At 58.8% G+C, this 22463-nt stretch carries 17 protein-coding genes; 11 read left to right on the plus strand and 6 right to left on the minus strand.

What is annotated here, in order from left to right:
• Positions 1 to 100: 100 nt before the first annotated feature.
• Positions 101 to 298: a DUF4250 domain-containing protein gene (locus ACRCYW_RS00835; protein WP_005323525.1), complete on the minus strand. Its 198-nt coding sequence runs from the start codon at positions 296 to 298 to the stop codon at positions 101 to 103.
• A 231-nt stretch (positions 299 to 529) separates the two neighbouring features.
• Here ACRCYW_RS00835 and ACRCYW_RS00840 point away from each other — a divergent pair, with 231 nt between their 5' ends.
• Positions 530 to 1015 (plus strand): cell division inhibitor, encoded by a 486-nt coding sequence (locus ACRCYW_RS00840; protein ID WP_438548299.1) that lies wholly within the window; start codon positions 530 to 532, stop codon positions 1013 to 1015.
• A gap of 317 nt (positions 1016 to 1332) precedes the next feature.
• Here the strand turns inward: ACRCYW_RS00840 and ACRCYW_RS00845 are convergent, their stop codons facing one another.
• Positions 1333 to 2856, minus strand: coding sequence for a fumarate hydratase (locus ACRCYW_RS00845; protein WP_438548300.1), 1524 nt, complete (start codon positions 2854 to 2856; stop codon positions 1333 to 1335).
• A gap of 205 nt (positions 2857 to 3061) precedes the next feature.
• On the opposite strand from ACRCYW_RS00845, the gene pabB reads away from it, so the two are divergent.
• From pabB to ACRCYW_RS00865, 4 genes are all read left to right on the plus strand, one after another.
• Positions 3062 to 4456, plus strand: coding sequence for an aminodeoxychorismate synthase component I (gene pabB, locus ACRCYW_RS00850; RefSeq protein WP_438548301.1), 1395 nt, complete (start codon positions 3062 to 3064; stop codon positions 4454 to 4456).
• 120 nt (positions 4457 to 4576) lie between these two features.
• Positions 4577 to 5143, plus strand: a complete 567-nt coding sequence (locus ACRCYW_RS00855; RefSeq protein WP_438548583.1) for a CoA pyrophosphatase — start codon at positions 4577 to 4579, stop codon at positions 5141 to 5143.
• Between the two features lie 215 nt (positions 5144 to 5358).
• Positions 5359 to 6654, plus strand: a complete 1296-nt coding sequence (locus tag ACRCYW_RS00860; protein ID WP_438548302.1) for an HAAAP family serine/threonine permease — start codon at positions 5359 to 5361, stop codon at positions 6652 to 6654.
• A 655-nt stretch (positions 6655 to 7309) separates the two neighbouring features.
• A complete protein-coding gene (locus tag ACRCYW_RS00865; RefSeq protein WP_438548303.1) occupies positions 7310 to 7936 on the plus strand; it encodes a heme-binding beta-barrel domain-containing protein in 627 nt (208 codons plus the stop codon).
• A 70-nt stretch (positions 7937 to 8006) separates the two neighbouring features.
• Here ACRCYW_RS00865 and ACRCYW_RS00870 read toward each other — a convergent pair whose 3' ends face one another.
• Together ACRCYW_RS00870 and sstT are read right to left on the minus strand one after the other, a co-directional pair.
• The gene (locus ACRCYW_RS00870) at positions 8007 to 8459 is read right to left on the minus strand and encodes a DUF6979 family protein (RefSeq protein ID WP_438548304.1); all 453 of its coding nucleotides are present in this window, start codon (positions 8457 to 8459) and stop codon (positions 8007 to 8009) included.
• A 328-nt stretch (positions 8460 to 8787) separates the two neighbouring features.
• Entirely contained in the window at positions 8788 to 10035 is a 1248-nt protein-coding gene (gene sstT / locus ACRCYW_RS00875; RefSeq protein ID WP_438548305.1) for a serine/threonine transporter SstT, read from the minus strand.
• Positions 10036 to 10364: 329 nt separating this feature from the next.
• On the opposite strand from sstT, the gene ACRCYW_RS00880 reads away from it, so the two are divergent.
• From ACRCYW_RS00880 to ACRCYW_RS00895, 4 genes are all read left to right on the plus strand, one after another.
• On the plus strand, positions 10365 to 12287 hold the full coding sequence (locus tag ACRCYW_RS00880; RefSeq protein WP_438548306.1) for a RecQ family ATP-dependent DNA helicase: 1923 nt from the start codon (positions 10365 to 10367) through the stop codon (positions 12285 to 12287).
• Between the two features lie 560 nt (positions 12288 to 12847).
• Positions 12848 to 14770: a PrkA family serine protein kinase gene (locus ACRCYW_RS00885; RefSeq protein ID WP_171276248.1), complete on the plus strand. Its 1923-nt coding sequence runs from the start codon at positions 12848 to 12850 to the stop codon at positions 14768 to 14770.
• A 26-nt stretch (positions 14771 to 14796) separates the two neighbouring features.
• Complete coding sequence (locus tag ACRCYW_RS00890) at positions 14797 to 16068, plus strand: YeaH/YhbH family protein (RefSeq protein WP_438548307.1); 1272 nt, start codon at positions 14797 to 14799, stop codon at positions 16066 to 16068.
• A 10-nt stretch (positions 16069 to 16078) separates the two neighbouring features.
• Positions 16079 to 17599 carry a SpoVR family protein gene (locus tag ACRCYW_RS00895; RefSeq protein WP_438548308.1) on the plus strand — a complete coding sequence of 507 codons (1521 nt, stop codon included), beginning with the start codon at positions 16079 to 16081 and terminating at the stop codon, positions 17597 to 17599.
• 59 nt (positions 17600 to 17658) lie between these two features.
• On the opposite strand, the gene fadR is transcribed toward ACRCYW_RS00895, so the two are convergent.
• On the minus strand, positions 17659 to 18372 hold the full coding sequence (fadR, locus tag ACRCYW_RS00900) for a fatty acid metabolism transcriptional regulator FadR (RefSeq protein WP_438548309.1): 714 nt from the start codon (positions 18370 to 18372) through the stop codon (positions 17659 to 17661).
• 890 nt (positions 18373 to 19262) lie between these two features.
• Here fadR and nhaB point away from each other — a divergent pair.
• Together nhaB and dsbB are read left to right on the plus strand one after the other, a co-directional pair.
• Positions 19263 to 20837: a sodium/proton antiporter NhaB gene (nhaB, locus tag ACRCYW_RS00905; RefSeq protein ID WP_438548310.1), complete on the plus strand. Its 1575-nt coding sequence runs from the start codon at positions 19263 to 19265 to the stop codon at positions 20835 to 20837.
• Between the two features lie 85 nt (positions 20838 to 20922).
• Positions 20923 to 21444: a disulfide bond formation protein DsbB gene (gene dsbB, locus ACRCYW_RS00910; RefSeq protein ID WP_438548311.1), complete on the plus strand. Its 522-nt coding sequence runs from the start codon at positions 20923 to 20925 to the stop codon at positions 21442 to 21444.
• Between the two features lie 257 nt (positions 21445 to 21701).
• On the opposite strand, the gene ACRCYW_RS00915 is transcribed toward dsbB, so the two are convergent.
• Entirely contained in the window at positions 21702 to 22355 is a 654-nt protein-coding gene (locus ACRCYW_RS00915) for a DedA family protein (protein WP_438548312.1), read from the minus strand.
• Positions 22356 to 22463: the final 108 nt, after the last annotated feature.

A 22463-nucleotide genomic window follows, 5' to 3' on the forward strand; every position in this document is an offset into this window, starting at 1 on the left:
AACGACCTTCCAGATTGATTCTGAAAGCGATTTCAATCTTCACGGGATCATTTCCACAATAAAAGAAAGGTGCCCCAGTTGGAGCACCTTTCTCGTCTTATTACCCATGAGCCTTGAACTGGTTGCTCATGGGATCGTAGTGATAGCCGATCTGCTGCAAGCGCGTGGCCAGCTGATCTTCCGTCATGTCGTAGTAGGCCAACAGCTCTTCCAGACCATCGCACTCCAGCCGCAGCTTCTCGTTGATGATCCCGAGCAGAATATTGGCGTCCAACCGTTGCAAGGTGCTGACGTCCATCCCGATCCCTCCTCCTCATACATACTGTATAACCATGACCTTCTGCCCCCGCTTTGTCCATAGTGCAAAAAACACCCAACCCGATGAAGATGTAAATTATCTTTATATTCAATTAGATAACTAAAATCTCTGTTAATGGGCTCACATTTTCCACCGAAAACGACTTGTCACTGATGCCAGTTACAACTACTGTATACGCATACAGCATGGTTATTCATACAGGAAAAATATATGAGCCAGCCCCTGAGCCACCGCACCCCATCCTCCTCTGTCGGCCTGATAGCCCCCTGGCCCACCCGCCACCAGGCCAAGGTTGAAGGTGAACACCGCTCGGCAGCCTCGCAGCCCGGGACGCCCTTGCTGAGCGAGCTGGGACGGCTGAGCCAGGATAATGGCGGCTGGATCCTGCTGATCGCCCCACCAGGCTTGCCCGTGGCCGAGCAGTGGCAGGCTCAGGGGATCGATCCCGCCAGGGTGCTGGTGGTACACGGGGCCAAGATCAAGAACTGGCAGCGCATGCTGGAACAGAGCCTCGGCAACGGTCACTGCGCCGCCGTGCTGACCTGGCTGCCCGAACAGGTCGCCCTGGATCGCGCCAAGTTGAACAAATTGGGACAGGGTCGCGGGGTGTTGACCCGATTCTTCGAGCCACGCGCCCTCCCCCCTCAACACCCGGGCCTCAACTACGGGGGGCAGGACATCTATCTCAATCACTGAGGTTTGACTCGGATCAGGAGCACGACAAGCTGGTGGTACTTCGGCCTGATGACTCCACGACCAGCTCGGGCCGCTATCGCAGGCTGTCGACGTAGGCAGGAATATGCGTTGAGCGGCGGTAAGCGGTAAGCGGTAAGCGGTAAGCGGTAAGCGGTAAGCGGTAAGCGGTAAGCGGTAAGCGGTAAGCGGTAAGCGGTAAATGATGCTCCTTCACCATAAGAGAGGCGACCCTGAGGTCGCCTTTTGTCATATCTGATGGGCCTTGAGACCTTCCCTGCGAGCCCTCATCCAAGGGATGCCATGCCCGCAGGCTCGACTCAGGCGAGTTTTACATCCAGTTCGACAATCTTGGCAGACCAGTAGGCCGGGCCCGTCTCGTGGATGTTGTTACCCTGGGAATCGACGGCCACCGTCACCGGCATGTCTTCCACCTCGAACTCGTAGATGGCTTCCATACCGAGATCGGCGAAGGCAACCACCCGCGCCTTCTTGATGGCCTTGGCCACCAGGTAGGCTGCGCCCCCCACGGCCATCAGGTAGACGGCCTGATGCTCCTTGATGCTCTGCACCGTCTTGGGACCGCGCTCGGACTTGCCTATCATGCCGATGAGGCCGGTTTCCCCCAGCATCATGTCGGTGAACTTGTCCATCCGGGTGGAGGTGGTAGGGCCGGCCGGGCCGACCACCTCGTCACGGACCGCGTCCACCGGGCCCACGTAATAGATGAAACGATTGGTGAAATCGACCCCTTCCGGCAGGCCCTCACCGTTCTTGAGCATGTCGGCGATGCGCTTGTGAGCCGCGTCGCGACCGGTCAGTATCTTGCCGGAGAGCAGCACGGTATCGCCGCTTTTCCAGCTGGCGAGTTCGGCCTTGGTGATGCCATCCACGTTGACCCGGCGCACGTTGCCACCGGACTCGCGGGTGATCTCCGGCCAGTCTTCCAGCTTCGGTGGAGTCAGCTCAGCGGGGCCGGAACCATCCAGCTCGAAGTGGACGTGACGGGTGGCGGCGCAGTTGGGGATCATCACCACCGGCTTGGAGGCGGCGTGAGTCGGCGCGGATTTCACCTTCACGTCCAGCACTGTGGTGAGGCCACCCAGGCCCTGAGCACCGATGCCGAGCTTGTTGACCTTGTCATACAGATCGATGCGCAGCTTCTCTTCCGTGGTCTCCGGGCCACGGGCGATCAACTCCTGGATGTCGATGTGCTCCATCAGGGCTTCCTTGGCGAGCACGGCCGCCTTCTCGGCGGTGCCGCCGATGCCGATGCCGAGCATTCCGGGCGGGCACCAGCCAGCCCCCATGGTCGGCACCGTCTTCAGCACCCACTCAACCACGTCGTCGGAGGGGTTGAGCATCACCATCTTGGACTTGTTCTCGGAGCCACCGCCCTTGGCGGCGATGCTCACTTCCACCTTGTCACCTTGCACCATATCGATGTGCACCACGGCCGGGGCGTTGTCCCTGGTGTTCTTGCGGCTGCCGGCCGGATCCGCAAGCACGGAGGCGCGCAGCGGGTTGTCCGGGTTGGTGTAGGCGCGGCGGGTGCCCTCGTCCACCATCTCCTGCACCGTCATGTCGCTGTCCCACTGCACCTTCATACCGATCTTGACGAAACAGGTGACGATGCCGGTGTCCTGGCACAGGGGACGATGGCCTTCGGCGGACATGCGGGAGTTGATCAGGATCTGGGCCAGGGCATCCTTGGCGGCCGGGTTGATCTCGCGGTCGTATGCGGCCTTGGCGGCCTGGACGAAATCGAGGGGGTGGTAGAAGGAGATGTACTGCAGGGCGTCGGCAATAGAATCAATAAAGTCCTGTTTTTTAATGATGCTCATATCATCCTCACTGGTCCTTGTCTCAATCAATGCGAGCAAGGGCTTCCATATGAGCCCAACCTTCGGCGGCAGCGAGTGCGCACGAACCGACAGGCAGGGCGTGTTTTTATGACGTGTTTTTCTGTAAATGCCGGCGGCCATGATACGCTTGAGCTCCCTTACCGGCTAGGGAGCTGGGTGCAAACTGTTGCCTGTGTAACAAAAAATGAAACCAAGACTGCATATCCACCATTTCGACCCCCAAACATCCCTTCATCTCCTGTTTGCCCGCCTGCAGCGGCAACCCTGGGCCATCTTGCTGGGATCGGCGGGCCCAGTGGGCGCCGACAACAGATTCGACATCATAGCTGCCGACCCGCTCGCCACCCTGGAAACCCGGGGTACCCAGACGGTCGTGCGTCGTGCCGGGGTCACCGAGCAGAGTGACGAGGATCCCCTCACCCTGCTCGCCCGCACGCAGCAAGCCCTGCTGGGGGATCTGCTGCCAGTCCAGGGTGACGCTATCGGTGCTGAGCTGCCATTTATCGGCGGCGCCCTCGGGCTCTTTGGCTACGATCTGGGGCGACGTTTCGAGCGCCTGCCGAAGCAGGCCGAGGCGGATATCCAGGTGCCGGACATGGCGGTCGGGATCTACGACTGGGCCCTGCTGCGGGAGGTCGCGACCGAACGCTGGCAGCTGGTGCACTGGGGGGATGAGGCTGGGCTTGCCAGCCGCTTGCAGTGGCTGGCGGCGCAGTGTGACGCCACCATCCAGCCCTTCCAGCCCTTCGCCTTGCTAGGCCCCTGGCAGAGCAATATGAGCCGGGACGAGTATGGGGAGAGGTTTGCCCGCATCCAGGCCTATCTGGCGGCGGGGGACTGCTATCAGATCAACCTCACCCAGCGCTTCAGCGCCCCCTACCGGGGGGATGAATGGTCCGCCTATCTCGCCCTCAGCGCCGCCAACAAGGCGCCGTTTTCGGCCTTTATCCGGCTGCCGATGAGCGCGATCCTGAGCCTTTCCCCCGAGCGTTTCCTGCTGCTCGATGGCCGTCACATCGAGACCAAACCCATCAAGGGCACCCGCCCACGCCACCCGGATCCCTGCATCGACCAGGCCCGCGCCGAAGAGCTGGCCAGCGCCGACAAGGACAGATCCGAGAATCTGATGATCGTGGATCTCTTGCGCAACGACATCGGCCGGGTGAGCCGCCCGGGCTCGGTCAGTGTGCCGCACCTGTTTGCGGTGGAGTCCTTCCCCGCCGTGCATCACCTGGTCTCCACCATTCACGGGGAGCTGGACAGCCGCTGGCAAGGGGTGGATCTGCTGCGGGCCTGTTTCCCCGGCGGCTCCATCACCGGGGCCCCCAAGATCCGCGCCATGGAGATCATCGAGGAGCTGGAGCCCCAGCGCCGCAACGCCTATTGCGGCAGCATCGGCTACCTGAGCCAGCATGGCCGCATGGACACCAGCATCTGCATCCGCACCCTGATTGCCGAGGCCGGGCGGCTGCATTGCTGGGCTGGAGGTGGCATCATCGCCGACTCGGATGTGGACGACGAATACCAGGAAACCTACGACAAGGTGGCCCGCATCCTGCCGCTGCTGGACACACTCTGAGTCAGCCACCTGGCAAACCCATTCCAAGGAGAGAGAGCGCGAGATGAGCCACAACAACCGGATCCGGGCCGCCTGTTCCCCTGGTCCCCGCCCTTCACATAGAGACAGCGCCTCATGGAGCTGAACCGCACCGAGCTGTTGACCCGCTTCCTGTTGCAGCGCCCCGCCCCGGCCCATCGTCTGATGCTGGCTGGCCTCAAACCGGCGGCCGTGCTGCTCCCCCTGGTGGAGCGTCCCACCGGGCTCCACTTGCTGCTGACCCGCCGCAGCACCCGGTTGCGCCATCACCCTGGGCAGATCAGCTTCCCCGGTGGCCGTCAGGATCCGGAGGATGAGAGCCTGATCCAGACGGCGCTGCGGGAAACCGAGGAAGAGCTCGGCATCCCCGCCAGCCAGATCCGGGTCATCGGCAGCCTCACGCCCCTCAATACCATCTCCCTCTACGACGTCTTGCCGGTGCTGGCCCTGGTGGATGCCGACTACCGACTCACCCTGAGCCCGGACGAGGTGGAGCAGGCCTTCGAGGTCCCCCTCGGCCATGTGCTGGATCCGGCCCACCACATCGCCCTGACCATACCCCGGGCCGGCAGGAGCCACACCATCTACTGGATCCCCTGGCAAGAATCTTTCATCTGGGGAGCCACCGCCAGCATGATCCGCCAGTTGTCCCAGCACCTATCGAAATAACACACCGTTAACATTGGCCGCTGAGAAATTATCCATTTAACACTCAACTAACATTGAGAATGATAAAGAAATTTTGATTTTTTATTCTTTTGATCACATTTCCATAAGAAAGTACGGGTTTGAGCCCCATAAAGGTGAATCTGATCAACATTTTTGATTAAAAAAAAAGTATTCTTGCGCCGACTAATTAAAACCACACATTCGGGGTGAGACACATGTCTAATACTGTCACCGGCGCACAAGACGCCGCGACCACACTGGAGCAGGCGAACCGCTCCACCCAATCTCGTGCTTGGAGCAAGCAGGACACCACCTGGGTGATCAGCCTGTTCGGTACCGCCGTTGGCGCCGGTATCCTGTTCCTGCCCATCAACGCCGGCATGGGTGGCTTCTGGCCACTGGTGGTGATGGCGCTGCTGGTCGGCCCCATGACCTACCTGGCTCACCGTGGCCTGGCGCGCTTCGTCCTTTCCTCCAAGAATCCCGGTGCCGACATCACCCAGGTGGTGGAAGAGCACTTCGGCATCGGCGCCGGCAAATTAATCACCCTGCTCTACTTCTTCGCCATCTATCCCATCGTGCTGATCTACGGCGTGGGCATCACCAACACGGTGGAGAGCTTCATGGTCAACCAGCTGCAGATGAGTGCTCCGCCGCGCTGGATCCTCTCCATCGTGCTGATCATGGGCATGATGTCGGTCATGCTGGCCGGTGAGAAGCTGATGCTGAAAGTCACCGAGTTTCTGGTCTACCCGCTCATCGCCATCCTGGCGGGCATCTCCCTCTACCTCATCCCGGACTGGACCGGTGCCGCCCTCTCTCAGGTGCCCTCTGCCAAGGACTTCGCCACCACCCTGTGGCTGACCATCCCGGTGCTGGTGTTCTCCTTCAACCACAGCCCGGCCATCTCCAGCTTCGCCCTGGCCCAGCGCCGCGACCACGGTGACAACGCCGTCGCCAAGTCCGACGCCATCTTGAAGCGCACAGCCATGATCCTGCTGGGCTTCGTGATGTTCTTCGTCTTCTCCTGCGTGATGAGCCTGACCCCGGCCCAGCTGGCAGAAGCCAAGTCCCAGAACATCGCCGTGCTCTCCTACCTGGCCAACCAGCATGCGAGCCCGATCATCTCCTACTTCGGCCCGTTGGTTGCCTTCGTGGCCATCGTCTCCTCCTTCTTCGGACACTACCTGGGTGCCCGTGAAGGCCTGAAGGGCATGATCGTCCAGAACATGCGCAAGTCCGGCAAGACCCCGAACACCAAGAAGGTCGAGCTGTTCATCATCGCCTTCTTCATCCTGACCCTGTGGGCCGTGGCCGTCATCAACCCCTCCATCCTCGGCATGATCGAATCCCTGGGTGGCCCCATCATCGCGACCATTCTGTTCCTGATGCCCATGTACGCCATCAAGCGCGTGCCTGCCATGGCGAAATACCAGGGCCAGATCAGCAACGTCTTCGTGGCGACCATGGGCCTGATTGCCATCTCCGCCATCCTGTACCAGCTGTTCTAATCCGTCAGCCAGCCTGACCCTCCATGCCCGCCACCCTGGCGGGCATTTTTCTATCCGTGGCTTTCCCTTTCTCCTGCCCCTCCCCTAACCGTGACGGATCTGCGCCCCGCTATTCTTTCTTCGGCTAACACAGTCCCCTTGGGATAAGAAGAAATCGCCAGCCCGCAGGCAGATACGAAGATGAGGAGTGGGTTCTCCTATTTATGGCGAGGCAACATCACCGACTATTCTCAATCTCGTCGATCCAGAAATTCCACTCTGCCCCTCAAGTTCAGTGCTGGAGGGGGCTCGAGCGTAATAACGCCATTCGCTTATGGCTTGACCAGCTCATCATCATGGCTCCGCCAATAAATTCAAGATTAAAAAACAACTTCTAAATACGTCGGTGATTTCGATCAATATTCCATTTATCTTCATGACGAGCCATCACAACAACAATATATTGATCTGCATCATCTCTCGATTATTACGTCTCACAACCCCCACTTGCTCCAAATCAAACAGAGTTTATAAAACACCAATAAACACCTATTCAGCTCACAAAAATAAATAGCCGTTCATATCTCTGATTGCGAAATAGAGGGTCAAATAATAATGTCCCTCTCGCTTGGCGCCAGCATAACAATGACAATCACATTCCGATGGGAGCTTTAATATGGGCAGGTATATTATCTCGGCACTCTTTCTGGCAAGTTCCACCCTGGCATATGCGCAAACGGAGGGGATCATCAATGGCCTGGACTTCGGTCCCCTCGCCCCCCTGGCCGGCACCTGGAAAAGCGCCGAAATCGGTGGCGTCGACGTGGCCCCCGGGCAGGAGGGCAGCAAGAACGGCAAGGGGGGGCCAGCGGTCGAACCCTTCTATGAGGTGATCACCTTCGAGCCGGCCGCCGATGCCAAGAATGCCAGCGAGCAGTATCTGGTGGCCATGTATTACAAGCAGGAGGTGTTCAGGAAGAGCGATAACGGCAAGTTCCACGATCAGCGGGGTTATCTCATCTACGACAAGCAGAATCAGGTGGTGTACAACACCTACTGCATTCCCCGCGCGGTCTGCGTGGTGACCGAGGGCAAGGCGGGCAACAAGATTGAGTTCAAGACCGGCAAGCGAGGCATTTCGGAAAGCAGCTATATGACGGCCAACGACACCACCACCGACTTCACCATGTCCCTGGATTTTTCCGAGAAGGATCGACTCAGATATAGCCAGACCACCAGCCTGCATGTGTATGGCAAACCCTTTGCCCACACCGACAGCGGCGCCCTGATCAGAATGAACTAAGAGAGTTAAAAACTAGAAGACCAGGGGCCAGTGCCCTTGGTCTTTCTATGGTGCGGGCAATGCCAATCCATCACAAGAGCGAGTCAGCCAGGGTCAACCCTTCAGATGGCTCATGGAGGTTGAGCATATTGGAATACCAGAGCGTCAATATCACATCCATCTGGTTATTGTGCTTCACTGGCGCGGCCACCTTGCAATCCGACATCACCTCCAGCCAGAGATCCTCCGGGCTGATGGGTTTGCTGATATCCTTGCTTGCGAGAATGCCGAGTGCACTGACCACATATTTCCGGGTCTTGGCCGCGGCCGAATAGGGAATGGGCATGACACAGGCGATGGCCCCCAGGCTGCACAAGGTCAGAAAGGTGACCTTGGGATTATTTTTAAATCGCCGCACGGCCGAACAATCCCCGAAGGCTTCATAAATAGCCATATCCCATGCGGCGGCATGAGGATGGTTATATTGCACCATGATATGCACGGCCCTCAGGGCGGCCCCGCCATATTTGCCATAAATGATCATCGCTACCTCCCGTTTTTATCATGATATGGCAAGATAACGGGAAGCCTACCCATTAATTATCTATCGACCCCATCGCATTACTCTATTGTTGAGTGATGCATTCTTAATTAAAAATAGAAATTGATCTGCCGCAATATTTATTTAAATTTTGCTCCGCACAGTTCTATTTATTTGGTATTCACGGAACAAATGCTTTCGGCAACTCCAGATCATTCTGGCCTGCCTCTGCGGGTGGTTCGGTTTTGTCAGCTGAGTTCGTCGGGTTGATCCCAGGCATAAAAAAACGCCCTCACGAGAGGGCGTTTTCGATGGCTAGATATCCTTGCTATCAGGCTTCGCGGGAGAGCTGAGCGGCTTCCTGCTGGGCTTCCTCTTCGGCCATGCAGGCGGCCGCGGTGAACAGCACGTCGGTGGAGCTGTTGAGGGCCGTCTCGGCGGAATCTTGCAGAACCCCGATGATGAAGCCCACGGCGACGACCTGCATGGCGATGTCGTTGCCGATGCCAAACAGGCTGCACGCCAGCGGGATCAGCAGCAGGGAGCCGCCGGCCACACCGGAGGCGCCGCAGGCGCTGATGGTGGCGACCACGGAGAGCAGCACGGCGGTGGCCAGATCTACTTCCATCCCCAGGGTATGCACCGCCGCCATGGAGAGCACGGTGATGGTGATGGCGGCGCCAGCCATGTTGATGGTGGCACCGAGGGGGATGGAGACCGCGTAGGTGTCCTCCGGCAGGCGCAGCTTCTCGCACAGGGCCATGTTGACCGGGATGTTGGCGGCGGAGCTACGGGTGAAGAAGGCGGTCACGCCGCTCTCTTTCAGGCAAGTCAGCACCAGCGGATAGGGGTTGCGCTTGATCTTCCAGAACACGATGAGGGGGTTGACCACGAAGGCGATGAACAGCATGCAGCCGATCAGCACCATCAGCAGCTGGGCATAACCGAGCAGAGCGCCGAAGCCGGTCTCCGCCAGGGTGGAGGCGACCAGACCCAGGATGCCGAGGGGGGCGCAGCGGATCACCGCCTTGACGATGGTGGAGACCCCGTGGGACAGGTCGGTGATCAGCGCCTTGGTGCTCTCATTGGCATGACGCATGGCGATGCCAAGGCCGATGGCCCAGGCCAGAATGCCGATGTAGTTGGCATCCATCAGCGCCTTCACCGGGTTGGTGACCACGTTGAACAGCAGGGTCTGCAGCACCTCGGTAATGCCGCCCGGCGGGGTGATCTCGGCGCTGCTCGCCACCAGATGCAGGTTGGAGGGGAACAGGAAGCTGGCCACGACCGCCACGGCCGCCGCCAGGAAGGTCCCCAGCAGATAGAGCAGCAGGATCGGCTTCATGTTGGTCTTTTGACCCTGCTTGTGACCGATGATCGCCGCCATGACCAGCACGAAGACCAGCAGCGGGGCGACCGCCTTCAGGGCGCCGACAAACAGGCTGCCGAGCAGACCCGCCGCCTTTGCCCATTCCGGCATGAACATGGCGAGGAAGATACCGAGTACCAGACCGACCAGGATCTGGCTAACCAGACTGGTGCTGTTGACCAGTCTTATGAGGGGGTGTTGTTGTGTCATCAAATAGTCCCTGTGCACCCTTGGGCGCTTGAATCATGAGTCCTGTTTGCAATCTCCCGCACGCCGCCACACCGGCGTTGTCTGTCTTGGCAGGTCTTCTTCTGGACCTGTCCGGTACGCGCGGGACTGCGGCAAGGAATATCCCATCTGCCACCGTTTTTTTCCACATAATCACTGAAAAATATCAGGGTTACCTCACAAAAAATCTGCAACAAAGCGATAACACAATATCAAAGTCGGTCAAAATAGCGTCACTCCAGTCCCTTCATCGGCCCGCCACCCCTCAAGAGTGCTATGATGCCGCTCTTTGTCTGTGCTGGAGCCTTGCCATGATCCCCTCTCTGTTGACCCGTCATTTCGGTTTCGATCGGTTAAGACCCGGTCAGGAGGCGGTGATCAGCCGTCTGCTGGCCGGCAAGAGTGCGGCCGCCATCTTCCCGACCGGTGCCGGCAAGTCCCTCTGCTATCAGCTGCCCGCCCTCGCCCTGCCCCACCTGACCCTGGTGATCTCGCCCCTCATCGCCCTGATGCACGATCAACTCGCCTTCCTGCAGGGCAAGGGCATTGCCGCCGCCAGCCTGGACTCCAGCCTGACGGCGGAAGAGAGCCGGCGGGTGATGCAGCAGGCCAGCGACGGCCGGCTCAAGATCCTGATGATCTCGGTGGAGCGCCTCAAGAACGAGCGCTTTCGCCGCTTTATCGCCGGGGTGCCGATCTCAATGCTGGTGGTGGACGAGGCGCACTGCATCTCGGAGTGGGGTCACAACTTTCGCCCGGACTATCTGAAGCTGCCGGATCATCGCCGCGAGCTCGCCATCCCCCAGGTGCTGCTGCTCACCGCCACCGCCACCCCGGCGGTCATGGCGGACATGCAGGCCAAGTTCGACATCCATAAAGAAGATCTGGTGGTCACCGGCTTCTATCGCCCCAACCTGGATCTCGCCGTCGTTCCCCTGCCCGCCGAGGCCCGCGATGGCTGGCTGGTTTCCGAGATCCTGGGTGAGCCCGAGGCCCCCACCATCGTCTATGTCACCCTGCAACACAGGGCGCAGCAATGTGCCGAACTCCTGCAACGGGCAGGCGTCCGGGCCTGTGCCTATCACGCGGGGCTGGATAGCGATCTGCGCAGCCAGATCCAGCGCGACTTCATGGCGGGCAAGCTGGACTGCATCGTCGCCACCATCGCCTTCGGCATGGGCATCGACAAGGCCGATATCCGCCGGGTCATTCATTACGATCTGCCCAAATCCATCGAGAACTACAGCCAGGAGATTGGCCGGGCCGGCCGCGATGGCCTGCCCTCCCGCTGCCTCGTGCTGGCCAATCGCGCCCAGTTGCCGGTGCTGGAGAACTTCATCTACGGGGATACCCCGGACAGGGCAGCCATATTGGCACTGCTCGGGACAGTGCTGCAAAGCGGCACCGACTGGGAGTTCAGTCTGCTGCGCCTCTCCAACGACACCAACATTCGCCAGCTCCCCCTCAAGACCCTGCTGGTCTATATGGAGATGGAGGGGGTCATTGCGCCCGCCTACAGCTATTTCGCCGAGTATCGTTTCAAGTTCGTGCTGGAAAAAGCGGAGATCCTGAGCCGTTTCAATCCTGATCGCCGCCAGTTCCTGGAGCAGCTGTTTGCCTGCGCTCCCCAGGCGCGCAGCTGGTGTACCATGGACTTCGAGGCACTCTGGCAGGGGTATCAGGGGGAAAGACACAGAGCGGCGGCGGCCCTGGACTATCTGCAGCAGCAGGGCTGGATCGAGCTCGAGAGCAAGCAGATGACCGAGGTCTATCGGGTATTGCGCCAGGATATCGCCATCGAGCCGCTGGCCGATCGGCTGCACACCCTGTTCGCACAGAAGGAGCAGAGCGAGCTGGCCAGGTTGCAGGCCCTGCTGACGTTCTTCACCTCCAGCCGTTGCCTGAGCCAGGCGCTGGCGAGTTACTTTGCCGACGAGCAGGCCCCCGAGCATTGCGGGCACTGCTCCGTCTGTCGGGGAGAGATTGCCAGCCTGCCAGCGCTGCCTGGTCCGCCCCTGCCCAACGAGCACGGCTTGCGCGCCTGGTGCGATCCCCTGGTCGCGCTCGGCAAGAATCAGGATCCCCGTGTGTTGACCCGTTTCCTGTGCGGCATCGCCACCCCGCTGACCACCCGCGTCAAGGCAAAGAGCCTGGCGGGTTTTGGTCAGTTGGCGGCCCATCCCTTCGCCGAGGTGCTGGCGGCGGTGTCTCGCGCCTACCCCCCTATTTCCTAACTGTTTTTGCCGGACGCCGAAAAAATAAGACCCTCGCGGATGCGAGGGTCAAGCCAACGGAAACGTGCTTAAACAGAGCTTAGTATCTGCACAATCACCCACTCTCTTGCTAAAGCGATGACTGCTCGACACAGGGCCAATCTAGTGCAGCCAGAATGTAGCGTCAATGTAAAAATTAGAGCTTAAACACCAAACTAGGTGCATTACGTTAACGTAAACGCAATGCATTTTCACTGCTGTCATCCCCTCTCCCCTTGTCCCGTCTGGCCTCCGCTTTCCTCAGGCCAGCGGGCTCCCTTTTCTGCTCCTGCCATATAAATTTTTATTTTTTATGTCTTTGACATTTGCCTCACTGTCATGGCAGAAATAATTTAACAGTCAGTAACATACAAAGATCACTGGCTGCTTCTTCCCACATCAGGAGCGGGAAGCTTCCTTGTAAACTTAAACCAATGATGTTGATGGATTACTGGGGGCTGTTGACTAGGCTTAAGAGGTAAACAGAACAAAAGTAGTGATCCACTCTTTTCAGGGTAAGCGACTAAATCGAGGGCTAATTTATGGGCATCTTCGAGCACTATCAACAGCGGTATGAGAAAGCCAGAGAGGAGGAGTACAGCATCCAGGAGTTCCTGGATATGTGCAAACAGGACAAGTCCTGCTACGCCTCCGCCGCCGAACGGCTGCTTGTTGCCATCGGCGAGCCGGAAATGATCGACACCTCGGTCAATCCGCGCCTCAGCCGCCTGTTTTCCAATCGCGTCGTCGCACGCTATCCCGCCTTCAAAGACTTCTACGGCATGGAAGAGGCCATCGAGCAGATCGTCTCCTACCTCAAGCACTCCGCCCAGGGGCTGGAAGAGAAGAAACAAATTCTCTACCTGCTCGGCCCCGTCGGCGGCGGCAAGTCCTCCCTGGCCGAGAAGCTCAAATCCCTGATGCAAAAGGTGCCCATCTACCGGATCAAGGGTTCGCCGGTCAACGATCACCCCTTCTGCCTGTTCGACATCGAGGAAGATGGCGAGATCCTGGAGAAAGAGTACGGCATCCCGCGCCGTTACCTGCGCCCCATCATGTCTCCCTGGGTCGCCAAGCGACTGCACGAGTTTGGTGGCGACATCACCAAGTTCAAGGTGGAGAAGGTCAACCCCTCCATTCTCGATCAGATAGCCATCGCCAAGACGGAGCCCGGCGATGACAACAACCAGGACATCTCCTCCCTGGTGGGCAAGGTCGACATCCGCATGCTGGAGCACTACGCCCAGGATGATGCCGATGCCTACTCCTACTCGGGAGCGCTGTGCAAGGCGAACCAGGGGATGATGGAGTTCGTGGAGATGTTCAAGGCCCCCATCAAGGTGCTGCACCCCCTGCTGACGGCCACCCAGGAGGGCAACTACAACGGCACCGAGGGCCTCTCCGCCCTGCCCTTCGACGGCATACTGCTGGCTCACTCCAACGAGTCGGAATGGCAGCAGTTCCGCAACAACAAGAACAACGAAGCCTTCCTCGACCGGGTCTACATCGTCAAGGTGCCTTACTGCCTGCGGGTCTCGGAAGAGGTGAAGATCTACGAGAAGCTGCTGTTCAACAGCGAACTGACCGATGCCAAGTGCGCCCCGGGAACCCTGGAACTGCTGGGCCAATTCTCGGTGCTGTCACGGCTGAAAGAGCCGGAAAACTCCAGCCTCTACTCCAAGATGCGGGTCTATGACGGCGAGAGCCTGAAAGACACGGATCCCAAGGCCAAGAGCTATCAGGAGTACCGCGACTACGCCGGCGTGGACGAGGGCATGAACGGTCTCTCTACCCGCTTCGCGTTCAAGATCCTCTCCCGGGTGTTCAACTTCGATCACGCCGAGGTGGCGGCCAACCCGGTCCACCTCTTCTACGTGCTGGAGCAGCAGATAGAGCGCGAACAGTTCCCGCAGGAGTTGCACGATCGCTATCTGGAGTTCATCAAGGGCTATCTGACCCCGCGCTACGTGGAGTTCATCGGCAAGGAGATCCAGACCGCCTACCTCGAGTCCTACTCGGAGTATGGGCAGAACATCTTCGATCGCTACGTTACCTATGCCGACTTCTGGATCCAGGATCAGGAGTACCGTGACCCGGAAACCGGCCAACTGTTTGACAGGGCATCCCTCAACAGCGAGCTGGAGAAGATCGAAAAACCGGCGGGGATCAGCAATCCGAAGGATTTCCGCAACGAGATCGTCAACTTCGTGCTGCGTGCCAGGGCCAACAATGCGGGTCGCAACCCCAACTGGACCAGCTACGAGAAGCTGCGCACCGTGATCGAGAAGAAGATGTTCTCCAACACGGAGGAGTTGCTGCCGGTTATCTCCTTCAACAGCAAGACCTCTGCCGAGGAGCAGAAGAAGCACGATAACTTTGTGGAGCGGATGATGGAGAAGGGCTACACCCGCAAACAGGTGCGGCTGCTCTCCGAATGGTATCTCAGGGTACGCAAGTCATCCTGACCCTGCCGTGGTTCAAGGGGGGAGTTATGGCGCATTTTATCGACCGCAGGCTCAACGGCAAAAACAAAAGCGCTGTCAATCGGCAGCGCTTCATCCGCCGCTACAAGAAGCAGATCAAACAAGCGGTCTCGGATGCTGTCTCCAAGCGCAGCATTCAGGACGTGGACAAGGGCGAGAGCATCAGCATCCCGACCAAGGACATCGGCGAGCCCCACTTCCATCAAGGTCAGGGCGGCAAACGGGAGATGGTGCACCCTGGCAACGATCAATTCGTCTCCGGCGACAAGATTGACCGCCCCAAGGGAGGGGGGAGTGGTCAGGGCGGTGGTGAGGGCCAGGCCTCGGATCAGGGGGAAGGCGCCGATGATTTCGTGTTCCAGATCTCCAAGGATGAGTATCTGGATCTGCTGTTCGAAGATCTGGAATTGCCTCGCCTGCAGAAGACCCAGCTCAACCAGCTGATGGAGATGAAGACCTACCGGGCGGGTTACACCTCCAACGGGGTGCCCGCCAACATCAACGTGGTCCGTTCGCTGCAAAATTCCCTGGCTCGCCGTATGGCCTTGCAGGCGGGCAAGAAGCGCCTGCTGCGCGAGCTGGAGGAGCGGCTCGCCCTGCTCACCGGTGAGCCCAACGATCACTTCGCCGAGATGGCGCAGCTCGAGAAGGAGATCCGTGAGCTCAAGCGGCGCATCGAGGCCGTCCCCTTCATCGACACCTTCGATCTCAAGTTCAACAACTTCGTCAAACGTCCCGTGCCGTCCAGCCAGGCGGTGATGTTCTGCCTGATGGACGTATCCGGATCCATGGATCAGGCCACCAAGGAGATGGCCAAACGCTTCTATATCCTGCTCTACCTGTTCCTGAGCCGTACCTACAAGAACGTGGAGGTGGTCTACATTCGCCACCACACCCAGGCCAAGGAGGTGGACGAACACGAGTTCTTCTACTCCCAGGAGACAGGCGGCACCATAGTCTCCAGCGCCCTCAAGATGATGAACGACATCATCAACGAGCGTTACCCCGCCAACCAGTGGAACATCTATGCGGCGCAGGCCTCCGATGGGGACAACTGGGCGGACGATTCCCCCCAGTGCCGGGAGATCCTGCTGCGCGACATCATGCCGCGGGTGCGTTACTACTCCTACATCGAGATCACTACCCGCGCCCACCAGACCCTGTGGCACGAATATGAGTCGGTGGCCGAGCAATTCCCCCACTTCGCGATGGAGCACATTCGCAAGGTAGAGGACATCTATCCGGTATTCCGGGAGCTGTTCAAGAAGCAGGCGGCTTGAGGGAGCACATATGGTAGAAACTGCGAGAAAAATAGCGCCCCTGGACGATGGGCCTGACTGGAACTTCGATCTGCTGGAGACCTATCACCAGGAGATAGCCCGGGTGGCCAAGTCTTACCGGCTGGACACCTACCCCAACCAGATCGAGGTGATCACCGCCGAACAGATGATGGATGCCTACTCCAGCGTGGGCATGCCCATCGGCTACCAGCACTGGTCCTTTGGCAAGCGCTTCATCCACACCGAGCGCAACTACAAGCGCGGCCAGATGGGGCTGGCCTACGAGATCGTCATCAACTCGGATCCCTGCATCGCCTACCTGATGGAGGAAAACACCATGCCCATGCAGGCCCTGGTGATGGCCCACGCCTGCTATGGCCACAACTCTTTTTTCAAGAACAACTATCTGTTCAAGGCCTGGAGCGACGCCTCCTCCATCATCGACTACCTGCTGTTCGCCAAGAACTACATCACGGAGTGCGAGGAGAAACACGGCATCGATGCGGTCGAGCGGCTGCTCGACTCCTGCCACGCCCTGATGAACTTCGGAGTGGATCGCTACAAACGGCCCCAGAAGATCTCCCTGGCCGAGGAGAAGCGGCGCCAGAAGGCACGGGAAGATTACCTGCAGACCCAGGTCAACGAGCTGTGGCGCACCCTGCCCAAGCAGCACAAGGCCTCAGGGGTCGAAGACAGGCGCTACCCACCCGAGCCTCAGGAGAACATCCTCTACTTCATCGAGAAGAACGCCCCGCTGCTGGAGCCCTGGCAGCGTGAAATAGTACGGATAGTGCGCAAGATCAGTCAGTACTTCTACCCGCAGAAGCAGACCCAGGTGATGAACGAGGGCTGGGCCACCTTCTGGCATTACACCATCCTCAACCACCTCTATGACGAGGGGAAGATCAGCGATCGCTTCATGATAGAGGTGCTGCACAGCCACACCAACGTGGTCTATCAGCCCCCCTACAACAGCCGCTACTACTCCGGTATCAATCCCTATGCCTTGGGGTTCGCCATGTTCACCGACCTACGGCGCATCTGCGAACACCCCACCGAGGAGGACAGATACTGGTTCCCCGACTACGCCGGCACCAACTGGGTGGACACCCTGCACTTCGCCATGCAGAACTTCAAGGACGAGAGCTTCATCAGCCAGTTCCTGAGCCCCAAGGTGATGCGGGACATGAAGCTGTTTGCCATCGATGACGATGACCTCAAGAACTACCTCAAGGTCTCGGCCATCCACAACGAGGAGGGGTATCGTCTGGTGCGCAACACCCTGTCGGCACAATACAACCTGAGCAACCTAGAACCCAACATTCAGGTCTACAACGTGGCGGTGAAGGGGGACAGATCCCTGACCCTGCGCTATGTGCCCCACAACCGTATCCCGCTGGGAGAGTCTCGTCACGAGGTCCTCAAGCATCTGCATCAGCTGTGGGGGTTCGACGTGGTGCTGGAGCAGGACAACGGCGAGCTGCCCGCCGATATCATAGGGCGCTGCCCGGATCGCAAGACGGTGGCCTGACAGATAAATCACAGCCATAAAAAAACGCGCCAGATGGCGCGTTTTTTCTTTTGATGCAATCAGTTATCGCACAGGTTGCTCGGCATATCCTGACGCAGACGGGTCCACAACTTGCCGGACTCGATGCCGTACTGGCGCACCGTCATGAACACGGCTTCGTGATTCTTGGTCTCTGCCAGGCCCAGCAATACCTTGTAATAAGCGTCGGCCGTCTCGCGAGCCTGCTTGTCGGAGAAGTAGTAACGTCCGACCCGGCTATACAAGCCTTTGAAACCATTGAGGATCAAGGCATAGATAGGGTTGCCGGAGGCAAAGGAGAGTTGGTGGTGCAGGCGGTAATCAAACTCGGCATAGGCCTCGGCCGTGTTCTCGACCTCGGCGGCCCCCCGCAGGATCTCCGCCGCCTGTTCCGGGTTGTTGCGGATGGCGCCACGGATGAAGATGGTACAGATGTTGGTACGGGCCGACAGCAGTTGGGCCACCAGATCCGGTACCTTGTCCTGATCGAGGCGTGCCAGGGTTTCCAGGATATTGAGGCCAGAGGTTTCCCAGAAATTGTTGACCTTGGTCGGTTTGCCATGCTGGATGGTGAGCCAGCCATCACGGGCAAGACGCTGCAGCACTTCGCGCAAGGTGGTGCGAGTCACGCCAATCAACTCGGACAGTTCACGCTCCGCCGGCAGAATGGATCCAGGAGGAAAGCGATTGTTCCAGATGGACTCGATGATGTATTCCTCGGCAAACCCAGCGGGGCTTTGCGCTTTTATGACCATGTAGTGACTCTGTTGTAGTACGTAAAAAGGCTCACGAATAATAGCAAAGCCGAACATGCTGGCAAGCAGAAGGTCGGTCCTCTGCTCACATTAACCCGATCTTTTTGTTAAAAATATGTTTCTTGCTATTCAATTGGCATCCGTCAGCCCTCTGCCCTCGCCCCACTATGAAAAAGCGTTACCAGTGGCTTGACGCCGCCGCACCCACCCCCACGCACCCGCTCCGAAATCGACCTTGGAGGTGATCACTGGCGTTCTGTGCTCGGCGATCCTCTCTATATTGTTTCGAAAAACGAGACAGTGTTGAGGATGAGGGGAGGATTATCCGCCAGGTCTGGTGCGATATCATGGCCTCTCGCTTACACATCGAAGGAGGCCAGAGCGATGAAGTCCGGTCACGCCTCTCGCAGGCAACCAGGCTGATTATGTCGGCTCCCGTCGATCCATAGTCATGGCGACCGGGGAGAGAGCCAGGTGAGAGCCGTGTCGTCTTTCGGCTCGGTTACGACAAGCACGAGCCTATGCGCCCATTTGTTAGCCAACTTGCAGGATGCGGCAGTCGGCGGCTCTCTTGCTCACTGATGGATGGAAGGATGACAGGACTCTTGTCAGGAAGAACAGGAGAATCTCAGGGGTGGCAGACATGGATTGATGAGTTTCCCATCGTGTCCCGAGTGGCCATTTCAACATGAGAGTGTCACCCAACACCCCATTAGAGCAATAAATGCTCATCACGTCTGGGCAAGCACCGCAGCGTTATTTATAGTTAGCGCTCCCTTGATTAAAATCATGTGCAATCAATTTGATAAAGGTGAATATCCGGATGTTCGGGCCGATTTGGCTCGACTGCACAGACGCAGATATCAACAACAGAACAGAGAACAACCATTATGCCAATCAGCCTAGGGCACGCTTTTGCAAGGAACTTTTTGGGCAATGCCCCTAAATGGTACAAAATTGCCATCGTCTTGTTTTTGCTGATCAATCCGATCGTCTTCCACGTTGATCCCTTCCTGGCCGGCTGGCTGCTGGTCGTCGAATTCATTTTCACCCTGGCCATGGCGCTCAAGTGCTATCCGCTGCAACCCGGCGGCCTGCTGGCCATCGAAGCCGTGCTCATCGGCATGACCTCCGCCGATCAGATCAAACATGAGCTGGTCGCCAACATCGAAGTGCTGCTGCTGCTGGTGTTCATGGTGGCGGGCATCTACTTCATGAAGCAGCTACTGCTCTATGTCTTCACCAAGATGCTGGTGCGCATCCACTCCAAGACCCTGCTCTCCCTCGCGTTCTGCCTGGTCTCCGCTTTCCTGTCCGCCTTCCTCGATGCGCTGACCGTGATCGCCGTGGTGATCAGCGTCGCCACCGGCTTCTACGCCATCTATCACAAGGTGGCCTCTCAGGAGGAGTCCGGCAATCTGCACGATGACGATGAGGGCATCGATGAGCTGACCCGTCAGCACCTGAACGAGTTTCGCGCCTTCCTGCGCAGCCTGATGATGCATGCCGCCATCGGCACCGCGCTCGGTGGCGTCTGCACCCTGGTGGGCGAGCCCCAGAACCTCATCATCGGCGAGCAGGCTGGCTGGCACTTCGGTGAATTTGCCATCCGCATGTCGCCGGTGACCATACCCGTGTTCATCTGCGGCCTGCTGACTTGCATCCTGGTGGAGAAGTTCCGCTGGTTTGGCTATGGCACCAGGCTGCCCGAGCCGGTGCGCCGCATCATGGAGGAGTACGAGCGGGACGAAGACGCACAGCGCTCCCCCCAAGAGAAGGCCAAGCTCATCGTCCAGGCGCTGATCGCCCTCTGGCTCATCACCGGGCTGGCGCTGCACCTGGCGGCCGTGGGCCTCATCGGCCTGACCGTCATCGTCCTCGCCACCTCCTTCACCGGTATCACGGAGGAGCATGCCCTCGGCAAGGCCTTCCACGAGGCGCTGCCCTTCACCGCCCTGCTCACCGTCTTCTTCAGCGTGGTGGCGGTGATCATCGATCAGCAGCTGTTCAAGCCGGTGATCCAGTGGGTGCTGGCCGCCAAGCCCGAGGATCAGCTCGCCCTCTTCTATATCGCCAATGGCCTGCTCTCCATGGTGAGCGACAACGTCTTCGTCGGCACCGTCTACATCAACGAGGTGAAGACAGCCCTGCTCAACGGCGCCATCAGCCGCGAGCATTTCGATCTGCTGGCGGTGGCCATCAACACGGGGACCAACCTGCCCTCGGTCGCCACCCCCAACGGCCAGGCCGCCTTCCTGTTCATGCTGACCTCTGCGCTGGCCCCCCTGCTGCGCCTCTCCTATGGTCGCATGGTGTGGATGGCGCTGCCCTACACCCTGGTACTGGGGCTGGTGGGCTTCTTCGCGGTGGAGCAACTGCTTGCCCCCGCCACCGAATGGTTCTACCAGGCGGGTTGGCTGATACAGGGAGTTGATATGCCCACCCTGCTGCCTGCGGCACATTGATGATGGAAGGGCCCACGAGGGCCCTTTTCTTTTGGATCCGGCTCTGCTCTAATTCAGCCACTATTTTCTCTGTGAGATCAATCAGATGATCGAATTTCTTCGCCGTATTGCCAGCCATCGGCTAGCATGGGGACTGCTGGCCGCCTCCGCCCTGTTCCTCGAGTTGTGCGCCCTCTTCTTCCAGCACGGGCTGGGGTTGCATCCCTGCGTCATGTGCATCTATGAGCGGATCGCTATCTTCGGCGTGCTCGCGGCCGGCCTGCTCGGCATGGTCTCCCCCCAGAAATGGTATCTGCGTTGGAGCGCCCTGCTGCTGTGGGGTTACAGCGCCTTCTGGGGCCTGCAACTGGCGCTCAAGCATGTGGACTACCAGCTGAACCCCTCCCCCTTCAACGTATGCGAAGGCTTCGTGGACTTCCCGAGCTGGGCACCGCTGGATCAGTGGATCCCCTGGTTGTTCTTCCCGGACGGGGACTGCAGCGAGATCACCTGGCAATTCCTCAGCTTCTCCATGCCCCAGTGGCTGATCGCCATCTTCGCCGCTTACCTGCTGGTGTTCGTGGTGGTGGCCGTCGGCAACCTGGTCAAGGGCCGTTGCTGCAACTGAGTCAGTCAGGCAATAAAGCACAAAGAGGGAGCCGTAGGCTCCCTCTTTGCATGAAGAGATCATGACCAGCCATGCCGATAACCCGTGAGGCATTCAATGGCGTGGGCCACCCTCTTCCTCGCCGTTCGTGATGGTACCCACCAGAAACCCCATCAAGCGTCACTACGGCCCTGATATGCGGCGATCCACAGCCAAAAGAAGAGGGAGCCAGCGGCTCCCTCTTCTTTTGATTTCACTATGTTGATCGCGCTATGCGTTCACGAGGCGCTCTTGCCCGCACCGCGTTTGGCTTTCACCATGCCGATGACCATGGGCAGCAGGGACACCCCTATGATGCCGAAGATCAGCAGGGTGAAGTTCTGGCGCACCACAGGCAGGTTGCCGAAGAAGTGGCCCGCATAGACGAAGGAGAGCACCCACAAGAGCCCCCCCACCAGGTTGAAGGCCAGGAAGCGCGGATAGGTCATGGCCCCCATCCCCGCCACGAAGGGGGCGAAGGTGCGCACTATGGGCAGGAAGCGGGTGATGATGATGGTCTTGCCCCCATGCTTGGCATAGAAGGCGTGGGTCTTCACCAGATAGTCGCGGCGGAAGATCTTCGAGTCCGGGTTCCGGAACAGCTGCTCCCCGAAGAAGTGGCCTATGGTGTAGTTCACCACGTTGCCGAGCACAGCGGCGACGATGAGCACGGCGGCCAGGGTGTGCACGTCAAGCGCACTGCCCACGGTGAGCGCACCGGCGGCAAACAGCAGGGAATCCCCGGGCAGGAAGGGAGTCACCACCAGGCCGGTTTCACAGAAGATGATGAGAAACAGGATGGCGTATACCCAGACACCATAGTTTTCAAACAGCTCTTTCAGATGCACGTCGACGTGCAGAATAAAGTCAATCGCAAACAGGATCAGATCCATTTTTTCTTACTCATGAAGTGAACGGCGTGGAGTCTACGCCAATGCCTTGAGCGCCACAATCCGCAACTGGGGGCACTCAACCATGGCATGGCGGGCTGATGGCGAGCC

The organism is Aeromonas sp. (assembly GCF_051657805.1).
In the GTDB taxonomy this organism is placed as follows: domain Bacteria; phylum Pseudomonadota; class Gammaproteobacteria; order Enterobacterales; family Aeromonadaceae; genus Aeromonas.